This window comes from Cyclobacterium amurskyense, assembly GCF_001050135.1.
In the GTDB taxonomy this organism is placed as follows: Bacteria; Bacteroidota; Bacteroidia; order Cytophagales; family Cyclobacteriaceae; genus Cyclobacterium; species Cyclobacterium amurskyense.
This window is the reverse complement of the sequence record NZ_CP012040.1, coordinates 1,685,229-1,704,220: the sequence shown is the minus strand read 5'-3', so window position 1 is coordinate 1,704,220 and position 18,992 is coordinate 1,685,229. Positions and strand designations below refer to the sequence as shown.

Sequence of the window (18,992 nt, the reverse complement as noted above, 5' to 3'; positions counted from 1 at the left end):
CTTTCGTTTATTTATTGCTTTTTTTCAAAAATGGACTGAAAGCTCTCTTCAATTGCTGAAAGTTCTTCATCGGTGATATCGTCAAACTCGTTTTGTCTTTTATTCTTTGATAACCTACCTTTATTCTGATTTAGCAATTTGATTAATAAATCCACTTTGGTGTCTGGCAAAGACAAATAATTGTTTATGTATTTAGTCATCCGATCATATTTTTCAAAATAATCCAGTTCTTCTGGTATTATTTTCTCGATGGTTTCTTCTACGCATTCGTATAAAAATTCTACCTGTTTGGTTAGGTCGAAATAGCGATATAGATCAATTGTGTCATTAAGAATTCTAACATTGTGATCTGCTGTTGGTTCCCATTCTACTAATTCTATTCTTTGAGATGAGTATGACGCTAGAATTGACTGGTATTCGTCAATCCGATTTAATATGGCTGCTGATACGGGAAAAATCATCCCCCTTTTAGTATACCCCATTCGAGTCAATATATGATGAATCAGGTATCTGTGTATGCGGCCATTGCCATCAGAGAAAGGGTGAATAAATACAAATCCAAATGCTATTGTTGCCGCTGCTAAAACCGGATCGTAACTTGATTCTTGCAGCAATTTATTTGTGTCTAGTAGCCCTTTCATCAAAGATGGTAAATCTTTAGACTTTGCTGATATATGGTCAGGTAGCGGGGAAAAAGTATCACGATCATGCTCTCCGATAAAGCCTTCTTGCGTTCTTAATCCCATGTTCTTCAGTTTTTTAGTTCCAATTACTACGTCTTGAAGCCTTTCTAATTCTTCTATTGTTAGCTCTTTTTTTCCTGATTGTCCAATTGCTTTGCCCCAGTTTCTTGCTCTAAGATTTGGGGGGTATTCTCCTTCGATGGCAAAGGAGGCTTTTGAGTCTTTTAATAACAGAAATGCAGCAGTTCTTTTAATGAGATCTTTATCCCTACCATCTAAGCCTTTTTCGATTGTGCCAGATAAATCTTTAGCTATGAAGCTTTCGATTTTATCGGTTTTATTAATCATGGGACAAAACGCTGGTGTACCTGGTAAATTATTTTTTATTCGGTGTCTGGTCGAATTAATTGAAGAACTCGTGAACTGTAGTTTGGGATTGACTATTTCGACATATGTTCCTGTCTTTAGATCTGGTATATCAAGTACTTCATCCATTAGCCATTCATAGAGGAACCATACTCTCCTGCTATACTGACTGGTGGGCTCTTTCTTTATCATGTGGAGAACGAGCTCCTTACCTGTGTGCTCAAAAAACTTTTTTAGAATGTATAGATCAATTCCTTCGTACTTTATTGCAAAAGCTAAGTGACTGGTTAAATCATTATCAGGTTTGTGTCTGATTGTAAATACCTGCCATTGTTCGGTATTGTACCGTTGATGTTTTTCAGTAACAATAGCAAGTCTGTCAGGTAAAGGAACATTTACCCCATTTTCTTCTATAATAGTTGCTAATAATGCGTACCCAGCAAGAAATCCAGGTTCTGGAGTAGGTTTTCCATGAAATGCAGTTACTTGTTGTGAAAAATAATTACTCATTATACTTTTCTATGAAATACGATTATAAATATAGCATGAAAATCAATTACTTTTCATGAATTATAATTATTAATTCGTTTATTTCATGAAATACGATTACAATTGTATGAGTGAAAATCGGAATGAAGCCCAACGTTTCCGCTAAGATAAGGCGGGATTTCAAAGTGCGTTTCTGTCCAACCGTGAAAAGCTAACTAAGGCAAACACAGCTGCGGTAAACACTTCGCCCCCGCTCTATTTTAGCGATTGTTGAACGAATCCTGCTAAGGCAGGAATCCGGCTTTATTGCCGTTTCTTCCTACATTAGACTTATCGTTAATATTCAACATTTTAACCTATGAAAAAAAAAGCAATCTATCATTGAAAAAGCCTGTGAAAATGTACCGGGATTTGATTTACAACTCAAAAGGCTCCGAAGGTCGATAACTATTTCTGGGAAAAACCAGCTTCCCTGCTCAGAATTGTTCCTATTGCAAAACCGGAAAACTGCATACAGTGGCCTATTTCGACCAAAAGGGGCCACCAGGCAACTGGTTAAACTAAATGAGGAAGCAAAATAAAAAGAACCACTTAGCTTAATGGGACAGGTATGTCCAAAAGGTAATAACAGTCTAAAATTCACTCCAAAACCCTTTACCTATTGAATAATAGCTACTAAAGCAAAGAACCCTAGGTCAAAAAACAAATAAAATCAGTAAATTTTCATTCTCCTAATGCTAAAAAAACAAAAGGGGAAAATCATTCCCCATAGTAAGGCAAGTTCCTAAAATCGAGAAATGATCCCTTAGCACTGTCCTGAAGCTCGGTCTCTGAGCCTGTCGAAGGCCCAGCCATCAGAATGCTTAGTTATAGGCGGTAGTTATTTTTTACAATGATAAATTAATTCTGATTCCATTAGACCATATTTATAAACCTCACCTTTATCCATAGTAGAAATATAGTTGTCTTCATTCACAATGAATCCAGAGTTTTCCAACCTTGTTTTGTAATCCTTCCCATAAATTCTAACGTGGTCATCTTGTCCAAACGCTTTTAGCCTATCTTCAGGACTTGTTATATTATGATCTTCATAAGTTTCATCTCTATTATAGTCTATTGGTACCTGCAAAATGCTATTACCATTTTTTGTTAAAACCCGATATAATTCAGACATAGCTAAAAAGTCATTTGGAATATGTTCTAAAACGTGAGAGCATATAATAAAGTCAAAGGAATTATCTGCAAATGGAATTTTTGTTATATCTACTTTGGTGATTTCGGTTTTCCCATTGTAATTGTATTTTTCGGGGAATAAATCACAAGCAGTATAATCTATGCCGTTGTTATTGGAAAAGATGTTATAAAATATTTTCTCTGGAGCAAAATGTAACAATCTAATTTTCTCTTTTGAATTATTATTTAAAAGAGTGAATTTTTCGTTTATATATTTAAATATTAATCTATGTCTTTCTAAAGAACCGCATTTATGACATTTAGCATTCTCTCTTTTTATTATGCCATAAGGACCAAACTTATTAAAAGAGGAATTACATATAGGGCAAAGGACGTTATTTCCTCGGTGTTTGTAGGTTCTTAATTTATTTATTGCTATTTGTGGTAATATCAGTTTAATTAATTTTTTCATTGAATTCTGGTTTTGTTTTAAATATTGCCAACAATTGTATATTTACATGTTTTGCAGGGGTGTTGCGTATGTATCGATTATGTACCCAGCTCCTTTAGTTTGTTTTTCCCTGTCAAATTAAGGGTTTCGGTTAAAGAATCTTAGGGAGAAACTACATTTTTATTAGAAACAGCCAAAAAAAGTTTGTAAACTCCATTTGAAATGGAAACGCAGGCCACAAAATCATCTAAAAAAAATGCTACTAAAGCCTCAAAACCACCCCACCATCACCTCCAAATACTTCTGATCCATTGCATCAAAAGCGTCCAGCTGATCGGAATCAATATCCAGCACCGCGATAATTTCATTTCCTTTAGATACGGGGACCACTATCTCTGATTGGGAGGAGGCGCTGCAGGCAATATGACCTGGAAAGGCATTGACATCAGGTACTACCTGCGTTTCACCGGTTTCCCAGGCTTGGCCACATACGCCTTTTCCTTTTTGGATCCGAGTACAGGCTACTGGTCCCTGGAAAGGGCCCAAAACCAATTCACCCTTCTTGATTATATAAAAGCCCACCCAAAAGAAGCCAAAAGCCTCCTTTAGCACCGCGGACATATTGGCCATATTTGCAACCAAATCTTCCTCTCCGGAAAGCAAGGCCTTTACTTGTGGCAGAAGGGCTTTGTATATTTCCTCCTTGTTGGCATTATTGGGTAGATTGATTTCCTCAGTCATGGTTCCTGTAAATTGCTAGTAAATCCTCCTTAAAAGTATATTGGGCAGTGGGAATAGTTGTCATAACAGGGGCTGGGATGCCCAAGCCAAACTTGGCATTTCCGGTAAAAACCCTTGCCTCATCCCATAAGTCATTTGCTATAAAATCCCCCAAAACTGCTGCTCCACCTTCCACAATCAGACTCTGAATGTTTCTTGCATAAAGGTCTGCTACGATTTTTTTGGCATCGATGCGAACATCTATTTTGGCCCATTCGGTCTTTCCGATTGTCTTATTGAGTTTGTTATTGTATATGATGGTGTTTTGCTGCCCATCAAACAAATGTAAACTTTCCTCCAATTTCAACTCCCTGTCTACAACCAACCTCAATGGGTCTTTTCCATACCAATCTCTGGCATTGAGTCGGGGATTGTCATAGCGGGCGGTATTGGTGCCCACCAAAATGGCATCCTCTTCTGTACGCCAGCGGTGTACCTGCTGTCTGCTAAGCGAATTGCTAATCCATTTACTGTCAAAGTTGGTACGGGCTACAAAGCCATCTTTTGTCTGGGCCCACTTTAGAATAATATAGGGTCGCTTTTTCTCCATTTGGGTGAAAAACCGCACATTCTGCTTTCTAACCTCCTGCTCCATCACTCCTGTAGTCACGGCTATTCCTGCCTGTTCTAACTTTTGAATTCCTTTTTTCTCCACTAGAGGATTGCTGTCTACCGCAGCGATGATGACTTCCTTTAATTGATGCTTGACAATTAAGTCTGCACAGGGCGGGGTTTTTCCAAAATGAGCGCAGGGTTCCAGGCTAACATAGAGGGTTGCCTCTTTTAAAAGGGATTTGTTCTTAACTGAAGCAATGGCGTTTACCTCTGCATGGGCTTGCCCGTATTTTTCGTGATAGCCTTCACCTATAATCAATCCATTATGAACGATCACACAGCCCACCATGGGATTAGGGCTGACACTTCCCCTTCCTAATTCAGCCAGTTCAATGGCCCTTAACATGTAGATTTTATGCTGATCTTCGTTCATAATCTTGGCAATATTATCAGGGGGAGGTGGATTCTTGTAAGGTGATGGTGATTGGGTCTAGGGTCAATGTGCTGTCAGGGTAAGTCAAGAGAGTGAAAGTAGTGTCCTGATATCCTGTAGGAGCGGCTATTTTGAATTCGTATTCATCTTCTGGCAAGCCACTAAGCAAGAAACCACCATCATCAGCGGTGAGTGTGCTGAAGGTGTCTGTGGCTGAGATTGCCAGCACATGTGGGGCGATGCTAATGGGGTAGATTGTTCCAGTGATTTCTGATAAACCAGTCCCTACAAATACCCTAAGATGAGGGACAAAATCAAAGCCTCCACTTTGGTTAGCGACCACAGATTGGGCCAGGTCCAGATCCAGAATGATGTCATAGGAAAGACCACTTTGGGTGTTAATGTCCACATCCAATTCCAATAGTGCCTCGCTATCTGTGGAGATGCTCATGTCCGTTCGGATGTCGTCCTTTATCAAGTAGGCTACATCTCCCAGAAGAAACCTAACTTTGGAAATATCTCCAGCTGGAATTTCTGTTCTTCCTATGAGAAGCTGGGTGTCATTGACCAGTGCACTTACCAAAACCATATTGCTGGCAGCCTGATAGGGGATACTCACCCAGTTGGCATTTTCCTCACTTCCGCGAATTCCCGCAGGCAGAATTTCTACCCCATTGACTTCTACCCATACTTCATCAAAATCTCCAGGAGAGTCTATAAGTAATAGGTTGATCAATGAGCGTGTTTCTGTCGCTTCGGTACAACCAATGCAAATAAGGCCAAGAAGCCAAAAACCAAAAAAGTTAATTGTATTTTTTATCATGAGTTGATCTGTTTTGCCATTTAGCCGGTCAGAATTTGCTGTCTAAGTCGATAAATGCCCTACTTATTTTTTCCATATCCTGCTGTCCTCAGTTATATACCAGTATTTGTCCTTGGAAGTTGCCGGGCAGGAGATTTTAAACCAAGACTTAGTAGCTTCTATGGCCACATCTGACAAGGGAGTATTGCTATTTAGCTCAGTCAATTGATCGGTATAATGACCATGGATAGCGAAAAATGCCTTTTCTGCATCGTATAGCTTTCTTAATTCGTTTTTTATCTGCTCATCTGCATGCATGACAAAAGCTTGATTGCCATTTCCAACTTGGCTATCAGAAAATTGAACGTAACCCCATCTTTCCGGCAGGTGCATATTGATCAATCCCATGGGGGACCAAACCCAATTGTCTTCCGGGTAGGATTTACCGGTTTGTGGGTTGATTTTTTTCGTGTAGCCATTTGCTGTAGGTTCAATTTGCCATTGCACCCTTGAAAAGTTGATGCGCCATTGATCACCATTTTCAGGGGCTTTGTAGGAAGGGCCGGATTGTGAGAGGCTTTTCCAGGGTATAGCCATCTCTATGGACCAGTGGTCGTCCACATCGCTGGGGTCATTAATCGTTCCATCTAGATGGATGGCATATTCAAAATCGTTGATGTTCCATCCATTGATAGGGTTTCCACCATTTTTATAAGGTTTGGTTAGCAAGAGATCCCATAGAGTTCCAAGGGCATTGACCTCTATTTCGTAATAATTATGGGTGTCTCCATCTGGATCTATAAATATTTCAATATCATTCTCATGGAATATTACTGATTCTCTTTCAGTGTAGGTGGCCCAAATATTTTTCTCCTTGAGTAGAATACCGATGTATAAAAAATTTTCATCCCAAAGCATTTTCATTTGTGTCAATTGATTGGGCATTGGAAAATCAGTTCCCTGGATATCCATAAAAGGACTAGACCAATTGGCCGCGAGCCAGTTGGACTCTTCCAGCTTACCATCTATAATAGGCTTTTGACTGACTTTATAGGCCACATAGCCTTTGGCTTGGGGAATGTCTTGGGCATACACCGCGAGATTAATTATTGACAAGCCTATCAATAGTATAGATTTTCTGAACATATTACAGTCTAGGTATAGTCGCAAATATACAACAAGTAAAAGAATCAACAGGCAGCAAAGATAGCGAGTTATTCAAAGAAAGTTAAACACCTATTTATCCATGATATTGCCCGTTGACAGGAAGTAAAAGTGTCTTTGGCAAAATCTAACAGGATTTAACCGGAATTATTGTATTATTTGTTGTTGCTTTAAAGTGTAAATAATACATCACTTTAAAATTTGAATAAAGGTAAAACAGGTTTGGTATTGAATATGAGCAGAATAAAATTAAATAAAATTGGAATATATGCATTTTTTATTCCGTTAATAGTTGTTTTTTCATGTAATAGTGGCGATAAATCAGGTAAAAAAGCTGAAGCAGTCAAAGAATTCCCAGTCATTGAAGTGGTTGCATCAGACACTATTATGCATAGGGACTACGTAGCAGATATCAAAGCCATTCAGAATGTGGAGCTTAGGGCTAGGGTACAGGGCTTTCTTGAAAAAGTAAATGTGGATGAAGGGCAGGAAGTAAAAAAAGGCCAGATTCTTTTCAAAACCAACGAACAGGAATACAAAGCGGAATTGGCCAAAGCCAAAGCCAATTTTGAAAGTGCCAAGGCAGAAGCCAAAGTGATAGAGTTTGAAGTCGGCCGTTTGAAAATTATGGTGGACAACAACGTCATTTCGGAATCTGAGCTTAACTTAACCAAGGCGAAATACGATGCTGTTTTGGCGAAAATTGAGGAAGCCAAATCTGCCATGGACAATGCAGAAGTACAATTGTCCTATACCAATATCAGGGCTCCTTTTGATGGGATTATTGATAGAATACCTTTAAAAACGGGTAGTTTGGTAGAGCAAGGCAGTTTATTTACCACCGTTTCCAATATTAGCTCTGTCCATGTTTATTTCAATGTCTCTGAGAAAGAATACTTGGAATACATCAAGTCTAAAGGAGAGACTACTGAGAACAATGTTGTCAACCTTGTACTTGCAGATGGAGCGCCTTATGCTTATGAGGGCATTATCGAAACCATGCAAGGTGAATTCAATGCCAATACCGGTTCAATTGCATTTAGGGCTTTATTTCCCAATCCAACAAAGATCCTTAAGCACGGAGCAACAGGTAAAATCATCCTTACCAATAAGATAAGGAACGCAATTATTATACCTCAGAAAGCGGTCTTTGAAATTCAGGACAGGAGTTTTGTATACATAGTTAAAGAGGACAACACTGTAGAGATGCGCAGTATTATTCCTAGAGCAAGATTTTCTCATTATTATATTATAGAGTCTGGTTTGGAAGTAGGAGAACGTCTGGTGTATGAAGGGATACAGAATGTGAAAGATGGTATGACCATTCAGCCTAAAATAGTTGCTGATGAAACTGGTTCTACATTACCAGAAAATGACGATACCCTTGCAGAAGTAATGCCTACCAGTACAGAACAATAAGCTATGTTTGATTTATTTATTAAAAGACCAGTTTTATCACTGGTTATTTCCCTTTTCTTTGTATTACTGGGGCTTTTGTCTTTTTTCACCTTACCAGTTGAGCTTTTCCCCGACATTGCGCCTCCATCAGTTTCCATCCGTGCCAAGTACAGGGGAGCAAATGCTGAGGTTGCTGCCAAGACGGTGGCCACACCTCTTGAAAAAGTAATCAATGGTGTTCCAGGCATGACTTACATGACTTCTGTTAGTAGTAATAGAGGTACTGTAGTTATCAAGGTTTATTTTCAAGCAGGTGTAGATCCAGATCTTGCTGCTGTGGAGATTCAAAACCGGGTTTCGACAGTAGTCAATGACCTGCCAGAGATTGTGACCAAAGCCGGTGTAACGGTAGAAAAACAGGTCGAAGGGCTACTGATGTATATCAATATTGCCAGTGATGATCCCTCACTGGATGAAGCCTTTATTTATAACTACACCGACCTTAATGTATTGCAGGAATTGCAGCGGGTAGACGGTGTAGGATTGGCAGAGATAATGAGTACCAAAGATTACTCCATGAGGATTTGGCTCAAACCTGATCGTATGACAGCTTATAAAATAGCCACGGACGATGTGATTGAAGCCATAAACAATCAAAACGTGGAAGCTGCACCTGGCCAACTGGGAATTAGTTCTGGTAAAGACATGCAGGTACTTCAGTATGTACTTAAGTATACAGGAAAATTCTATGAACCCAAGCAATACGAAAACCTTGTCATTAGGGCCAATCCTGACGGCTCGATTTTACGATTAAAAGACATTGCCGATGTAGAATTCGGTAACCTGAATTATGGTAGAATCGCCAAAATGGATGGCAAGCCTGCTGCTTCGGTTATGGTAATTCAGAGACCAGGATCCAATGCCAGTGAGGTAATTGCCAATGTGAAGAAGAAAATCGAACAGATTAAGCAGGATAATTTTCCTTCTGGGATGGATTACAAAATCTCCTATGATGTGTCGAGGTTCCTTGACGCTTCTGTTAAAGAGGTATTGGTGACCTTATTAGAGGCGTTTATCTTGGTATTTATAGTAGTGTTTATTTTCCTCCAGGATTTCCGATCTACATTGATTCCTACCCTGGCTGTTCCGGTAGCACTGATAGGGACCATGTTTTTTATGCAGTGGTTGGGCTTCTCTATCAATTTACTCACATTGTTTGCGCTCGTCCTTGCAATAGGAATTGTGGTGGATAATGCCATTGTGGTGGTAGAGGCAGTCCATGCCAAAATGGAAAAAGAAGGATTGGATCCAAGAGCAGCCACTTTTGCTGCAATGAAAGAGATCAGTGGGGCGATTATAGCCATTACAATGGTAATGTCTGCAGTATTTGTTCCGGTAGCATTTATGTCCGGCCCAGTGGGTGTGTTTTACCGACAGTTCTCATTGACACTTGCAGTAGCCATCTTTATTTCTGGTATCAATGCATTGACCTTAACCCCTGCTCTTTGTGCTATCTTGCTTAAAAATCATTACGGTGAAGAACAGAAGCAAACACTGTTGCAGCGGTTCTTTAACAAGTTCAACCAGTATTATAATTTCTTCGAAAACAAATACCTACAATACATCACCTATTTGGTGCCGAGAAAAGGTATCACTACTCTAATATTGTTGTTTTTCTTTGCTGCCACTTGGGGAGTAAGTAAGATTTTGCCTACTGGCTTTATACCTACAGAAGACCAAAGTATGGTCTATGTAAATGTCACTACTCCTGTGGGAGCGACCGTAGAAAGAACTGAAAAGGTATTGGATGAACTTGTCCAAAAATTAGAAGGGAATGAAGCGGTTGCTGGTGTTTCAAGTTTGGCGGGTTATTCATTGGGTAATGGACTCTCAGGAGCCTCTTATGGTATGGCCATGGTCAATTTGAAATCATGGGACGAAAGGAAGGATTTACCCATCCAAGGAACATTGGATGAGTTTGCTGCATTGGGTGATGAAATCTCCGATGCGAAAATTGATTTCTTCCTGCCACCAACTGTATCAGGCTTTGGTAACTCCAGTGGGTTCCAAATGAAGGTATTGGATCAGACAGGTACGGGTAACCTTAATCGGTTGTCTACGGTTACAAATGACCTGGTTCAAGAACTTATGGCAGCTCCAGAAATTGGCTATGCTTTTACTGATTTTGATCCTACCTTTCCTCAGTTTTTAATTAGAATAGACCAGGATCAGGCGGCTAAGAATGGGGTGACCATTGCCAAGGCTTTGGGGACCATGCAGGTTTTATTAGGAGGTCAGTTTGTTTCAGATTTTGTTCGTTTTGAACAGATGTATGATGTAATGTTACAGGCAGGGCCAGAATACAGGGCCAAGCCTGAAGATGTTTTGGCACTTCAAGTAAAAAACAATGTAGGCGAAATGGTGCCGATTTCGGCTTTCCTTACAATGGAAAAAGCCTACGGACCGGAACAATTGACACGATTCAATATGTACAATTCTTCTACCGTAAAGGGTTCTGCGGCACCTGGATATAGTAGTGGGGATGTTATTGCGGCAATTGAAAGGGTTACAGCGGAAAAACTTCCACAGGGTTATAACCATGACTGGTATGGAATGTCACGTGAAGAGGTTACCTCAGGTAACCAGGCCATAGTAATTTTCCTTATCTGTTTGTTATTTGTTTACCTGATTCTTTCAGCACAATATGAAAGTTTCCTCTTGCCATTACCTGTTATCTTTTCACTTCCGGTAGGGGTTTTTGGTGCATTTATCTCTCTTTATTTGCTAGGGCTTCAGAACAATATCTATGCGCAGGTAGCACTAATCATGCTTATAGGCCTATTGGGTAAAAATGCCATTTTGATTGTGGAATTTGCCATACAAAAAAGAGAAGCAGGTCATTCTGTGATTCAAGCTGCAGTGGAAGGATCTGTAACCAGACTTAGACCTATCCTTATGACCTCCTTTGCCTTTATCGCTGGACTTTTGCCCTTGGCCATGGCCACTGGTGCAGGTGCTTTGGGAAACCGGTCTATTGGTACAGCTGCTGCTGGAGGGATGTTTATTGGGACGATATTTGGTTTGATAATCATCCCGGGTTTGTATGTGATTTTCGCCCATTTTACCTTTAAAAAAGTGGAAGAAAACTCAGGTCCCACTTCAGAAAAGAAAGATAATTCTCAAGTATCTTTTTCAAATAATTGAACCAATACTACATGTTTTTAAAAAATAAAATAATCCTTCGTCTTTCAATGGGCCTCCTTGCGGCGGGAACTATGTTTGCCTGTAAAAGTATTGAGGCCCCGGTAATGCCGGAAATGGAACCTCTGCCTAGCACCTTTTTGGACATAGAGGATTCTGCCAGCATTGGCGATATTTCATGGGAAGCTTTCTTCAATGATCCCAATCTGGTGTATCTTATTGAGGAAGGACTTGAAAATAACCTGGACATTCTCACCGCAATGGAGAGAATAGAAATCGCAAGAGCTCAGTACCAAATCACCAAAGGGCAAATGTATCCTACCTTAAACGGTATGGTTCGTTACCGATCCGGTGATATTCGCCCTAACCTATTTAGCGGTACCATCAATGGGGACAGAAATGTAGTCAATAGGACAGAAAACAATTTTATCGGATTTCAGAGTACTTGGGAAATTGATGTCTGGGGAAAAATTAAGAACCGTAAGGAAGCCGATTATGAAAAATTCCTGGCTACAGGAATGGGCAGGCACTTGGTAGTGACCAATATGGTGTCAGAAATTGCCAAAATCTACTATCAGTTGTTAGGGCTAGACATTCAGTTGGAAACAATCAACAGGAATATTGAGTACCAGGAAATGGCATTGGAGCTGATCAAAATCCAGAAAATGGCTGGTAGAGCAACGGAATTGGCTGTTCAGCAGTTTTCTGCCCAATTGCTATCTACCAAAAGCCTTTCCTATGAAAAGCAGCAAGAGATCATAGAAACGGAAAATAAACTCAATTTTATACTGGGAAGATTTCCACAACCAATTGAAAGGGCCTCTTCTTTATTAGAAATTAAACTTCCCTATGGCATGGAAGTAGGCTTGCCTTCTGAAATGCTGTTGCGTAGACCTGATATTCGTCAGGCTGAACATGAGCTTCGTGCAAGTAACTTCAATGTGTCTGCTGCAAGAAAAGAATTCTTACCGTCTTTTAGCCTTACTCCTTATGTGGGCCTAAACGATAAAAGTTTACCAGATGCCCTAAAAATGCCTGGTGGATTGACCATTGGTATCTTGGGTGGCTTGACTGCCCCAATTTTTGCGCAGAATCGCATCAGGGCTGGTTATGATCAAAGCATTGCCTCTAATAAAATAGCCTTGTACAATTATCAGAAAAGTATATTGGATGGTTATCAGGAAGTTTCAAGTAAACTCCAACGGGTGGGCAACCTCAGGGAAGTGTACAGCCTAAGGGATGAAGAAACCGCCGTATTGCTCAATGCTGTTTCTACTGCAAATGAATTGTTCCGTGGTGGTTACGCGACCTATCTTGAGGTAATTACTGCTCAGTCTAGGGTGCTGGAAGCGGAATTGGACAAAACCAATACAAGAATTGAGATGTTCCTTACCGTAGTAGATCTTTATCGCGCATTAGGAGGTGGCTGGAAATAGTCCGGCTATTTCTTTTTTACCTAAGCCTACACTTCGTATTTTTGAGGTGTTATGATGAATTGGGAAAAATTACTTTTACCTGAGGGTTTAAAACCTTCGGACACAGATCTACAAAGGAGTCAATTTGAAAGAGATTTTGATAGGATAATCTTTTCGGCTCCTTTTCGAAACCTACAGGACAAGACGCAGGTTTTTCCCTTACCGGAAAATGATTTTGTGCACACAAGATTAACCCACAGCCTTGAAGTTTCGAGTGTAGGTCGATCTTTGGGAAAGTCAGCAGGAAAATTCCTATTAGACAAATACCCGGAATTGGCGGCAAAAAAACTGCAACCTTTTGATATAGGAGGGATTGTGGCTACTGCAGCCTTGGCTCATGACATTGGGAATCCTCCTTTTGGACATGCTGGGGAGGAAGCCATTTCAGATTTTTTTAAGTTTCATGACATTGGTAAAATGTGGGAGCAGAAATGCTCAGCCAACGAATGGCAGGACCTCACTAATTTTGAGGGCAATGCACAAGGATTTCGAATGTTGGTAGATACCGGAAATGGGATGAATATTTCTCCGGCTACCTTGGCGGCCTTTACAAAATACCCAAGACCTGCATGGTGTCAGTCAACAGATAAGAAGCGAAGAAGTCAGAAGAAATTTGGCTTTTACACGAGCAATCTTTCCGATTATCAGCTTCTTGCTCAAAAAATGGGCATTCCCCAATTGGCAGAAAACTGTTACATGAGGCATCCTCTGGCTTTTCTTGTGGAAGCAGCAGATGATATCTGTTACAGTATCATTGATTTGGAAGATGGTTGTACCCTAGGCTTGGTTTCTCTGGAAGAAACGATTTTACTAATGGCGGCTATTATCGGAGAACGATATGATCCTAAGAAACTTCAAAAATACAGTAGCCCAAAACAGAAATTGGCCATCATGCGGGCCATGGCCATCAGTCAGTTGATAAAAGAAACCACTTTTGTTTTTGAACAATATGAAACAGAGATTTTGTCTGGTGAATTTGACCAGGCATTGACAGAAATTATTCCATCGGCTAAGCGTTTGGAAGCCATCACGGAGCTTTCAGTGAAAAAAATATACCGCTCTCAACCCGTATTGGAAAAAGAAGCAGCGGGCTACCAGGTTTTGGAAGGGCTATTGTCAACCTTTTCTGAAGCGCTTTTTAATTATCACTTCGATAAAGAAAGGTTTTCAGGCCACAACAAAAGTATATTAAGGCTTTTGCCTGAAGAATATGAGCTACAAACAGACCATGAGGCTTATGTTCTAATGAGAGAATTACTGGATTTTATCTCAGGAATGACGGACAAACATGCACTTTCCCTCTACAGAAGAGTAAAAGGAATCACTATTCCTAACACATGAGTTTGTGAGAGAGAAATTCGAAATTAAATTCGCCCTCTTCAGTCCTGAAAGCACTAAATCCAAATGATTTTTTCGAGAACGTCCAACTTTTTTAAGAAGACCTGAACTCGACTTGTATGATGAGAATTCTTGAGTTGCAGGCAGAATGCGCAATTAATTAAGCCTAAGGCATTTCACTCGTGAGAAATAGCATGGTATTACATACTTTTTTAAGAAGGAGTAAAACAGCTGTTTATCCTGCGTAAAGGCAGTAATAGAGCCAAACTATATGTAATTGAAAGGCTGATTTGTTGTCTAGGTTAGTGTGCAGTAGGCTAACTGCATAGTTTTTCGTCAATTGCCATACATATACCCTTGTTTTCTATTAACTTTACGCCTTCGTTTTGGGCAACTTTCAATTGTCCGATATTATAAGACGCATCCAGACACAGATTATATTTTCTAATTACAGTGAAGAAATATCAGGAGTTTAAACAGGTAGATTATCCCAAAATTGGGGAAGATGTATTGGCTTTTTGGAAAACCAATGCCGTTTTTGAAAAATCCATTAGCAATAGGGAGGGAGCACCTGCCTATACCTTTTATGAAGGCCCACCTTCAGCCAATGGTACCCCGGGAATTCACCATGTAATGGCCAGGGCAATTAAAGATGTCTTTTGCCGATACAAAACCCTTAAAGGTTTCCAGGTAAAAAGAAAAGGAGGATGGGATACCCATGGCCTTCCTGTTGAGTTGCAGGTTGAAAAAGAACTTGGCATCACCAAGGAGGACATCGGTAAGAAAATCTCCGTAGAAGAATACAATCAAAAATGTAGGGAAACCGTCATGCGCTACAAGCATGAATGGGATGACCTGACAGAAAAAATTGGCTATTGGGTAGATTTGGACGACCCTTACATCACCTTTGATGTAAAGTACGTAGAGAGTCTGTGGCACCTGCTCAAAAAGCTATATGACAAAGACCTTATCTACAAAGGCTACACCATTCAGCCCTATTCTCCTGCAGCAGGAACGGGACTAAGTTCCCATGAACTCAATCAACCGGGAAGTTACCGGGATGTTAAAGACACATCTATCACCGCCCAATTCAAGGTGAAAGGTGAAGAGGATCTTTATATATTGGCCTGGACCACCACCCCATGGACTTTGCCTTCTAATTCAGCCCTTGCCATAGGTGAGAAGTTGGATTATGTAAAAGTTAAAACTTTCAATCCTTATACTTTTGCACCTCAGACGGTTCTTTTAGCGAAAGCCAGAATGTCGGCCTATTTTAATCCTAAAGGAGCTAAGGTAGAATTGGATGCCTATAAGCCTGGAGACAAAATCATTCCTTATCAAATCGTTGAGGAAATGAAAGGCAAGGACCTTATGGGCTTGAAGTACGAACAATTGTTCCCTATAATGGCACTTGAGCTTCCTGAACCGGCATTTACGGTGATCTCGGCAGATTATGTGACCACAGAAGATGGAACAGGGGTAGTTCACCTGGCCAAAGCATTTGGAGCCGATGACTTTAGAACACTTGTGCAACAAGATGTTCCTGGTGTATTCCTTAAAGATGAAAAAGGGCTTGAAATACCTATTGTTGACAAGAAGGGTAAGTTTCTTCCTGTTGTGGGCGAGTATTTGCTTTCCAAAATTGAAGAGCATGAAATCCCCGTACACAAGATCTTTGGTGTAGATGACTTTTATGTCAAAAATTATAGTCACGATGATGAAAGTGACAAGGCTTACAAGAGCACAGATGTCATTATTTCCATCATTCTGAAAAATGAAAACAAGGCTTTTAAGGTAGAGAAGTACGAGCATAGCTACCCACATTGCTGGCGTACGGACATGCCTATTTTATATTACCCGCTAGAAAGCTGGTTTATCAAAACCACTGCATACAAGGACAAACTGGTTGCTTTTAATAAAACCATCAACTGGAAACCTGAATCTACCGGAACCGGCAGGTTTGGAAATTGGCTGGAGAATCTTGTTGACTGGAATTTGAGTCGCTCGAGATTTTGGGGAACACCTTTGCCTATCTGGAGAAACAAAGAAGGAACCGAGACCAAATGCATCGGGTCTGTAGCTGAATTAGAAGCAGCTATAGAAGAATCGGTTGCCAAAGGTTATATGAAAGAATCTCCCTATAAAGGAAAAGAAGTGGATCTCCACCGTCCTTTTGTTGATGATATTGTGTTGGTAGCAGACAATGGAGACAAGATGTTCCGTGAGCCAGACCTTATCGATGTTTGGTTTGATTCCGGAGCCATGCCTTATGCACAATGGCATTATCCTTTCGAAAATGAAGACATCTTTAAAGCCAACTATCCAGCTGATTTTATAGCCGAAGGCGTTGACCAGACCAGAGGTTGGTTTTTTACGCTTCATACGTTGGCAGTGATGCTATTTGATAGTGTAGCCTTTAAAAATGTGATCGCCAACGGTTTGGTATTGGATAAGAACGGCAATAAAATGTCCAAGCGTTTGGGAAATGCAGTAGATCCATTTATAACCCTTAAGGAGTTTGGTCCTGACGCTTTGCGCTGGTACATGTTAAGCAATGCCAACCCTTGGGACAACCTTAAATTCAATAAAGAAGGAGTAGTGGAAGTGCAAAGGAGGTTCTTTGGTACACTTCAAAACACTTACAATTTCTTTGCTTTATATGCCAATTTGGATGCCTTCGCTTACGATTCATCAAACAAAATACCTGTTAATGAGCGCCCTGAACTTGATCAATGGATTCTTTCCAAACTTCAGTCGCTGATAAAAGAAACAGAAACTGCCTACGAAAATTATGATGTAACACCAGCCTCAAGGGCCATTATGAATTTCACTGTAGACCAGTTGTCCAACTGGTATGTGCGGTTGGCCAGAAAGCGGTTCTGGAGAGGAGACATGAATGCTGATAAGCAAGCAGCTTATGAGACTTTGTATGAATGTCTGGAAGTTATTTCCAGCTTGATATCGCCGATAGCTCCTTTTTATGCAGATTGGTTGTTCCAAAACCTTACTGCAAGTCTAGAGAGCAAACCTTTGTCCGTGCACCTGACGGATTGGAAATTATCTGATGAGGGTTTGATTAACTTGTCCCTTGAAAATAGCATGCAGTTGGCTCAGGACATTTCCTCTTTGGTGCATTCCTTAAGGAAAAAGGAAAGATTAAAGGTAAGGCAACCACTTCAGAAAGTACTTATTCCTGTATTGAATGAAGATACCAAGGCTTTAATTGAACATGTAGAGGACCTAATTAAATCAGAAGTTAATATAAAATCAATCGAATACATTGATGATACCTCTGACATTTTGGTGAAAAGCATCAAGCCCAATTTCGCCTTGTTGGGCAAACGGTTTGGGCCGAAAATGAAAGCTGTTAGCCAAATTATTCAGCAGTGGGGCAAAGAAGAAATTGCTCAAATTGAAAAAGAGGGGCAAGCCAGCATACAATTAGATGGTGAATCTGTCTTGCTTCAACTTGAAGAAGTGTTGATTCAGTCTCAGGATATTCCAGGTTGGTCTGTAGCTACAGACAATGGAATTACTGTGGCATTGGATGTTACTTTGACTACCGAGCTGAAGGAAGAAGGTGTTGCCAGGGATTTTGTCAACAGGATTCAGAACCTTCGTAAAGATATGGGGCTGGAAGTTCAGGATAAGATTCGAATTCAGATTGCTCCACTTAATGAAACCGTGGACAATGCTTTGTTGAATTTCTCTGATTATATTAAAACAGAGACACAGGCACTTGCGTTAACCCTAGATGGGGATAGTAATAATTCCACCGTATTGGACATGGATGAGTTTGAACTCGCCGTTAAAGTAGAGAAAGTATAACATATGAAGTATTGGAAGTATTTTGGCATCACCTTACTGGTGATTGTGATTGATCAGGCGGTGAAGATGATGGTTCATTACGGAATGGATTTTGGCACAGCAGGGCAGATCAAAGTTTTTGGAGATTGGTTCAAGCTGCATTACACCACCAACCCCGGAATGGCATTTGGGATGCAACTAGGCTCAGAATATGGTAAACTTATGTTGACCAGCTTTCGCTTGATAGCCATGTTCGGAATAGGCTATTATTTATATTCTTTGATAAGTAAAAAGGCACATCCGGGATACATAATTTGTATTGCCATGATCTTAGGAGGGGCTGTAGGAAACCTTATCGACAGTGTATTTTACGGTGTTTGGTTAGGTAATGCACCTTTTGATGCTTCTACGCCATGGTTTCATGGACAAGTTGTTGACATGTTTTATGTTGATATTTGGGAAGGTTTTGTTCCGGAATGGATTCCAATCTTTGGTGGAGGCTATACTGCCTTATGGCCAATTTTCAATATAGCAGATGCTTCCATTTTTGTAGGAGTAGGCATCATTCTTATTTTCCAGAAACGTTTCTTTGATGAAGAAAATGAGGAGCATGAAGAAAAAGAAGAAGAGGACCAGGTTCAAAAACAGTTTATTGACGAGAAGTAAGTTTACTACTTCTTCAAGTAATTGAAAATAAAAAAGGCGGTAAATGTCCCTTAGGGATATTTACCGCCTTTTTTATGTTTGGGCTTCAATTATATTAACCATAGTTGAAAACCCCATAGCCGTTGAATAATTCATCATTACCTCAACCTCGGAAGGGGTTGATCAAGGTTCAGTTTCTCAGTAGGAGCCTCGACTTGTGAATCATCTATGT

12 protein-coding genes are annotated in these 18,992 nt (G+C 40.2%); 6 read left to right on the top strand and 6 right to left on the bottom strand.

Features of this window, described 5'->3' with window-relative positions:
- Positions 1-11: 11 nt before the first annotated feature.
- The 6 genes from CA2015_RS06825 to CA2015_RS06800 form a co-directional block, all read right to left on the bottom strand.
- Positions 12-1,559 carry a Fic family protein gene (locus CA2015_RS06825; RefSeq protein ID WP_048641236.1) on the bottom strand — a complete coding sequence of 516 codons (1,548 nt, stop codon included), beginning with the start codon at positions 1,557-1,559 and terminating at the stop codon, positions 12-14.
- Between the two features lie 859 nt (positions 1,560-2,418).
- Positions 2,419-3,183: a class I SAM-dependent methyltransferase gene (locus CA2015_RS06820; protein WP_053086656.1), complete on the bottom strand. Its 765-nt coding sequence runs from the start codon at positions 3,181-3,183 to the stop codon at positions 2,419-2,421.
- Between the two features lie 249 nt (positions 3,184-3,432).
- Positions 3,433-3,903 (bottom strand): GAF domain-containing protein, encoded by a 471-nt coding sequence (locus CA2015_RS06815; RefSeq protein ID WP_048641235.1) that lies wholly within the window; start codon positions 3,901-3,903, stop codon positions 3,433-3,435.
- A complete protein-coding gene (gene ribD / locus CA2015_RS06810) occupies positions 3,896-4,930 on the bottom strand; it encodes a bifunctional diaminohydroxyphosphoribosylaminopyrimidine deaminase/5-amino-6-(5-phosphoribosylamino)uracil reductase RibD (RefSeq protein WP_053086655.1) in 1,035 nt (344 codons plus the stop codon). Before ribD ends, CA2015_RS06815 begins: the two co-directional genes overlap by 8 nt.
- A gap of 16 nt (positions 4,931-4,946) precedes the next feature.
- Positions 4,947-5,753, bottom strand: coding sequence for a DUF4382 domain-containing protein (locus tag CA2015_RS06805; protein WP_048641234.1), 807 nt, complete (start codon positions 5,751-5,753; stop codon positions 4,947-4,949).
- A 63-nt stretch (positions 5,754-5,816) separates the two neighbouring features.
- Complete coding sequence (locus CA2015_RS06800) at positions 5,817-6,878, bottom strand: carbohydrate-binding family 9-like protein (protein ID WP_048641233.1); 1,062 nt, start codon at positions 6,876-6,878, stop codon at positions 5,817-5,819.
- A 252-nt stretch (positions 6,879-7,130) separates the two neighbouring features.
- On the opposite strand from CA2015_RS06800, the gene CA2015_RS06795 reads away from it, so the two are divergent.
- The 6 genes from CA2015_RS06795 (at position 7,131) to CA2015_RS06770 (ending at position 18,781) form a co-directional block, all read left to right on the top strand.
- Complete coding sequence (locus CA2015_RS06795) at positions 7,131-8,315, top strand: efflux RND transporter periplasmic adaptor subunit (protein WP_048641232.1); 1,185 nt, start codon at positions 7,131-7,133, stop codon at positions 8,313-8,315.
- A 3-nt stretch (positions 8,316-8,318) separates the two neighbouring features.
- Positions 8,319-11,498, top strand: coding sequence for an efflux RND transporter permease subunit (locus tag CA2015_RS06790; protein WP_048641231.1), 3,180 nt, complete (start codon positions 8,319-8,321; stop codon positions 11,496-11,498).
- A gap of 11 nt (positions 11,499-11,509) precedes the next feature.
- Positions 11,510-12,931, top strand: coding sequence for a TolC family protein (locus CA2015_RS06785; RefSeq protein ID WP_048641230.1), 1,422 nt, complete (start codon positions 11,510-11,512; stop codon positions 12,929-12,931).
- Between the two features lie 51 nt (positions 12,932-12,982).
- Positions 12,983-14,311, top strand: a complete 1,329-nt coding sequence (gene dgt, locus CA2015_RS06780; RefSeq protein ID WP_048641229.1) for a dGTP triphosphohydrolase — start codon at positions 12,983-12,985, stop codon at positions 14,309-14,311.
- Between the two features lie 450 nt (positions 14,312-14,761).
- Complete coding sequence (gene ileS, locus CA2015_RS06775; protein ID WP_048641228.1) at positions 14,762-18,136, top strand: isoleucine--tRNA ligase; 3,375 nt, start codon at positions 14,762-14,764, stop codon at positions 18,134-18,136.
- A 3-nt stretch (positions 18,137-18,139) separates the two neighbouring features.
- Complete coding sequence (locus tag CA2015_RS06770) at positions 18,140-18,781, top strand: lipoprotein signal peptidase (protein WP_048641227.1); 642 nt, start codon at positions 18,140-18,142, stop codon at positions 18,779-18,781.
- Positions 18,782-18,992: the final 211 nt, after the last annotated feature.

What these genes read in the sequence shown, in the direction of transcription:
- CA2015_RS06820 (WP_053086656.1), bottom strand. Translation starts at nt 3,183, where the DNA reads ATGAAAAAATTAATTAAACTGATATTACCACAAATAGCAATAAATAAA.
- CA2015_RS06805 (WP_048641234.1), bottom strand. Translation starts at nt 5,753, where the DNA reads ATGATAAAAAATACAATTAACTTTTTTGGTTTTTGGCTTCTTGGCCTT.
- CA2015_RS06785 (WP_048641230.1), top strand. Translation starts at nt 11,510, where the DNA reads ATGTTTTTAAAAAATAAAATAATCCTTCGTCTTTCAATGGGCCTCCTT.
- dgt (WP_048641229.1), top strand. Translation starts at nt 12,983, where the DNA reads ATGATGAATTGGGAAAAATTACTTTTACCTGAGGGTTTAAAACCTTCG.
- CA2015_RS06825 (WP_048641236.1), bottom strand. Translation starts at nt 1,559, where the DNA reads ATGAGTAATTATTTTTCACAACAAGTAACTGCATTTCATGGAAAACCT.
- CA2015_RS06815 (WP_048641235.1), bottom strand. Translation starts at nt 3,903, where the DNA reads ATGACTGAGGAAATCAATCTACCCAATAATGCCAACAAGGAGGAAATA.
- CA2015_RS06795 (WP_048641232.1), top strand. Translation starts at nt 7,131, where the DNA reads ATGAGCAGAATAAAATTAAATAAAATTGGAATATATGCATTTTTTATT.
- CA2015_RS06800 (WP_048641233.1), bottom strand. Translation starts at nt 6,878, where the DNA reads ATGTTCAGAAAATCTATACTATTGATAGGCTTGTCAATAATTAATCTC.
- ribD (WP_053086655.1), bottom strand. Translation starts at nt 4,930, where the DNA reads ATGAACGAAGATCAGCATAAAATCTACATGTTAAGGGCCATTGAACTG.
- CA2015_RS06770 (WP_048641227.1), top strand. Translation starts at nt 18,140, where the DNA reads ATGAAGTATTGGAAGTATTTTGGCATCACCTTACTGGTGATTGTGATT.
- CA2015_RS06790 (WP_048641231.1), top strand. Translation starts at nt 8,319, where the DNA reads ATGTTTGATTTATTTATTAAAAGACCAGTTTTATCACTGGTTATTTCC.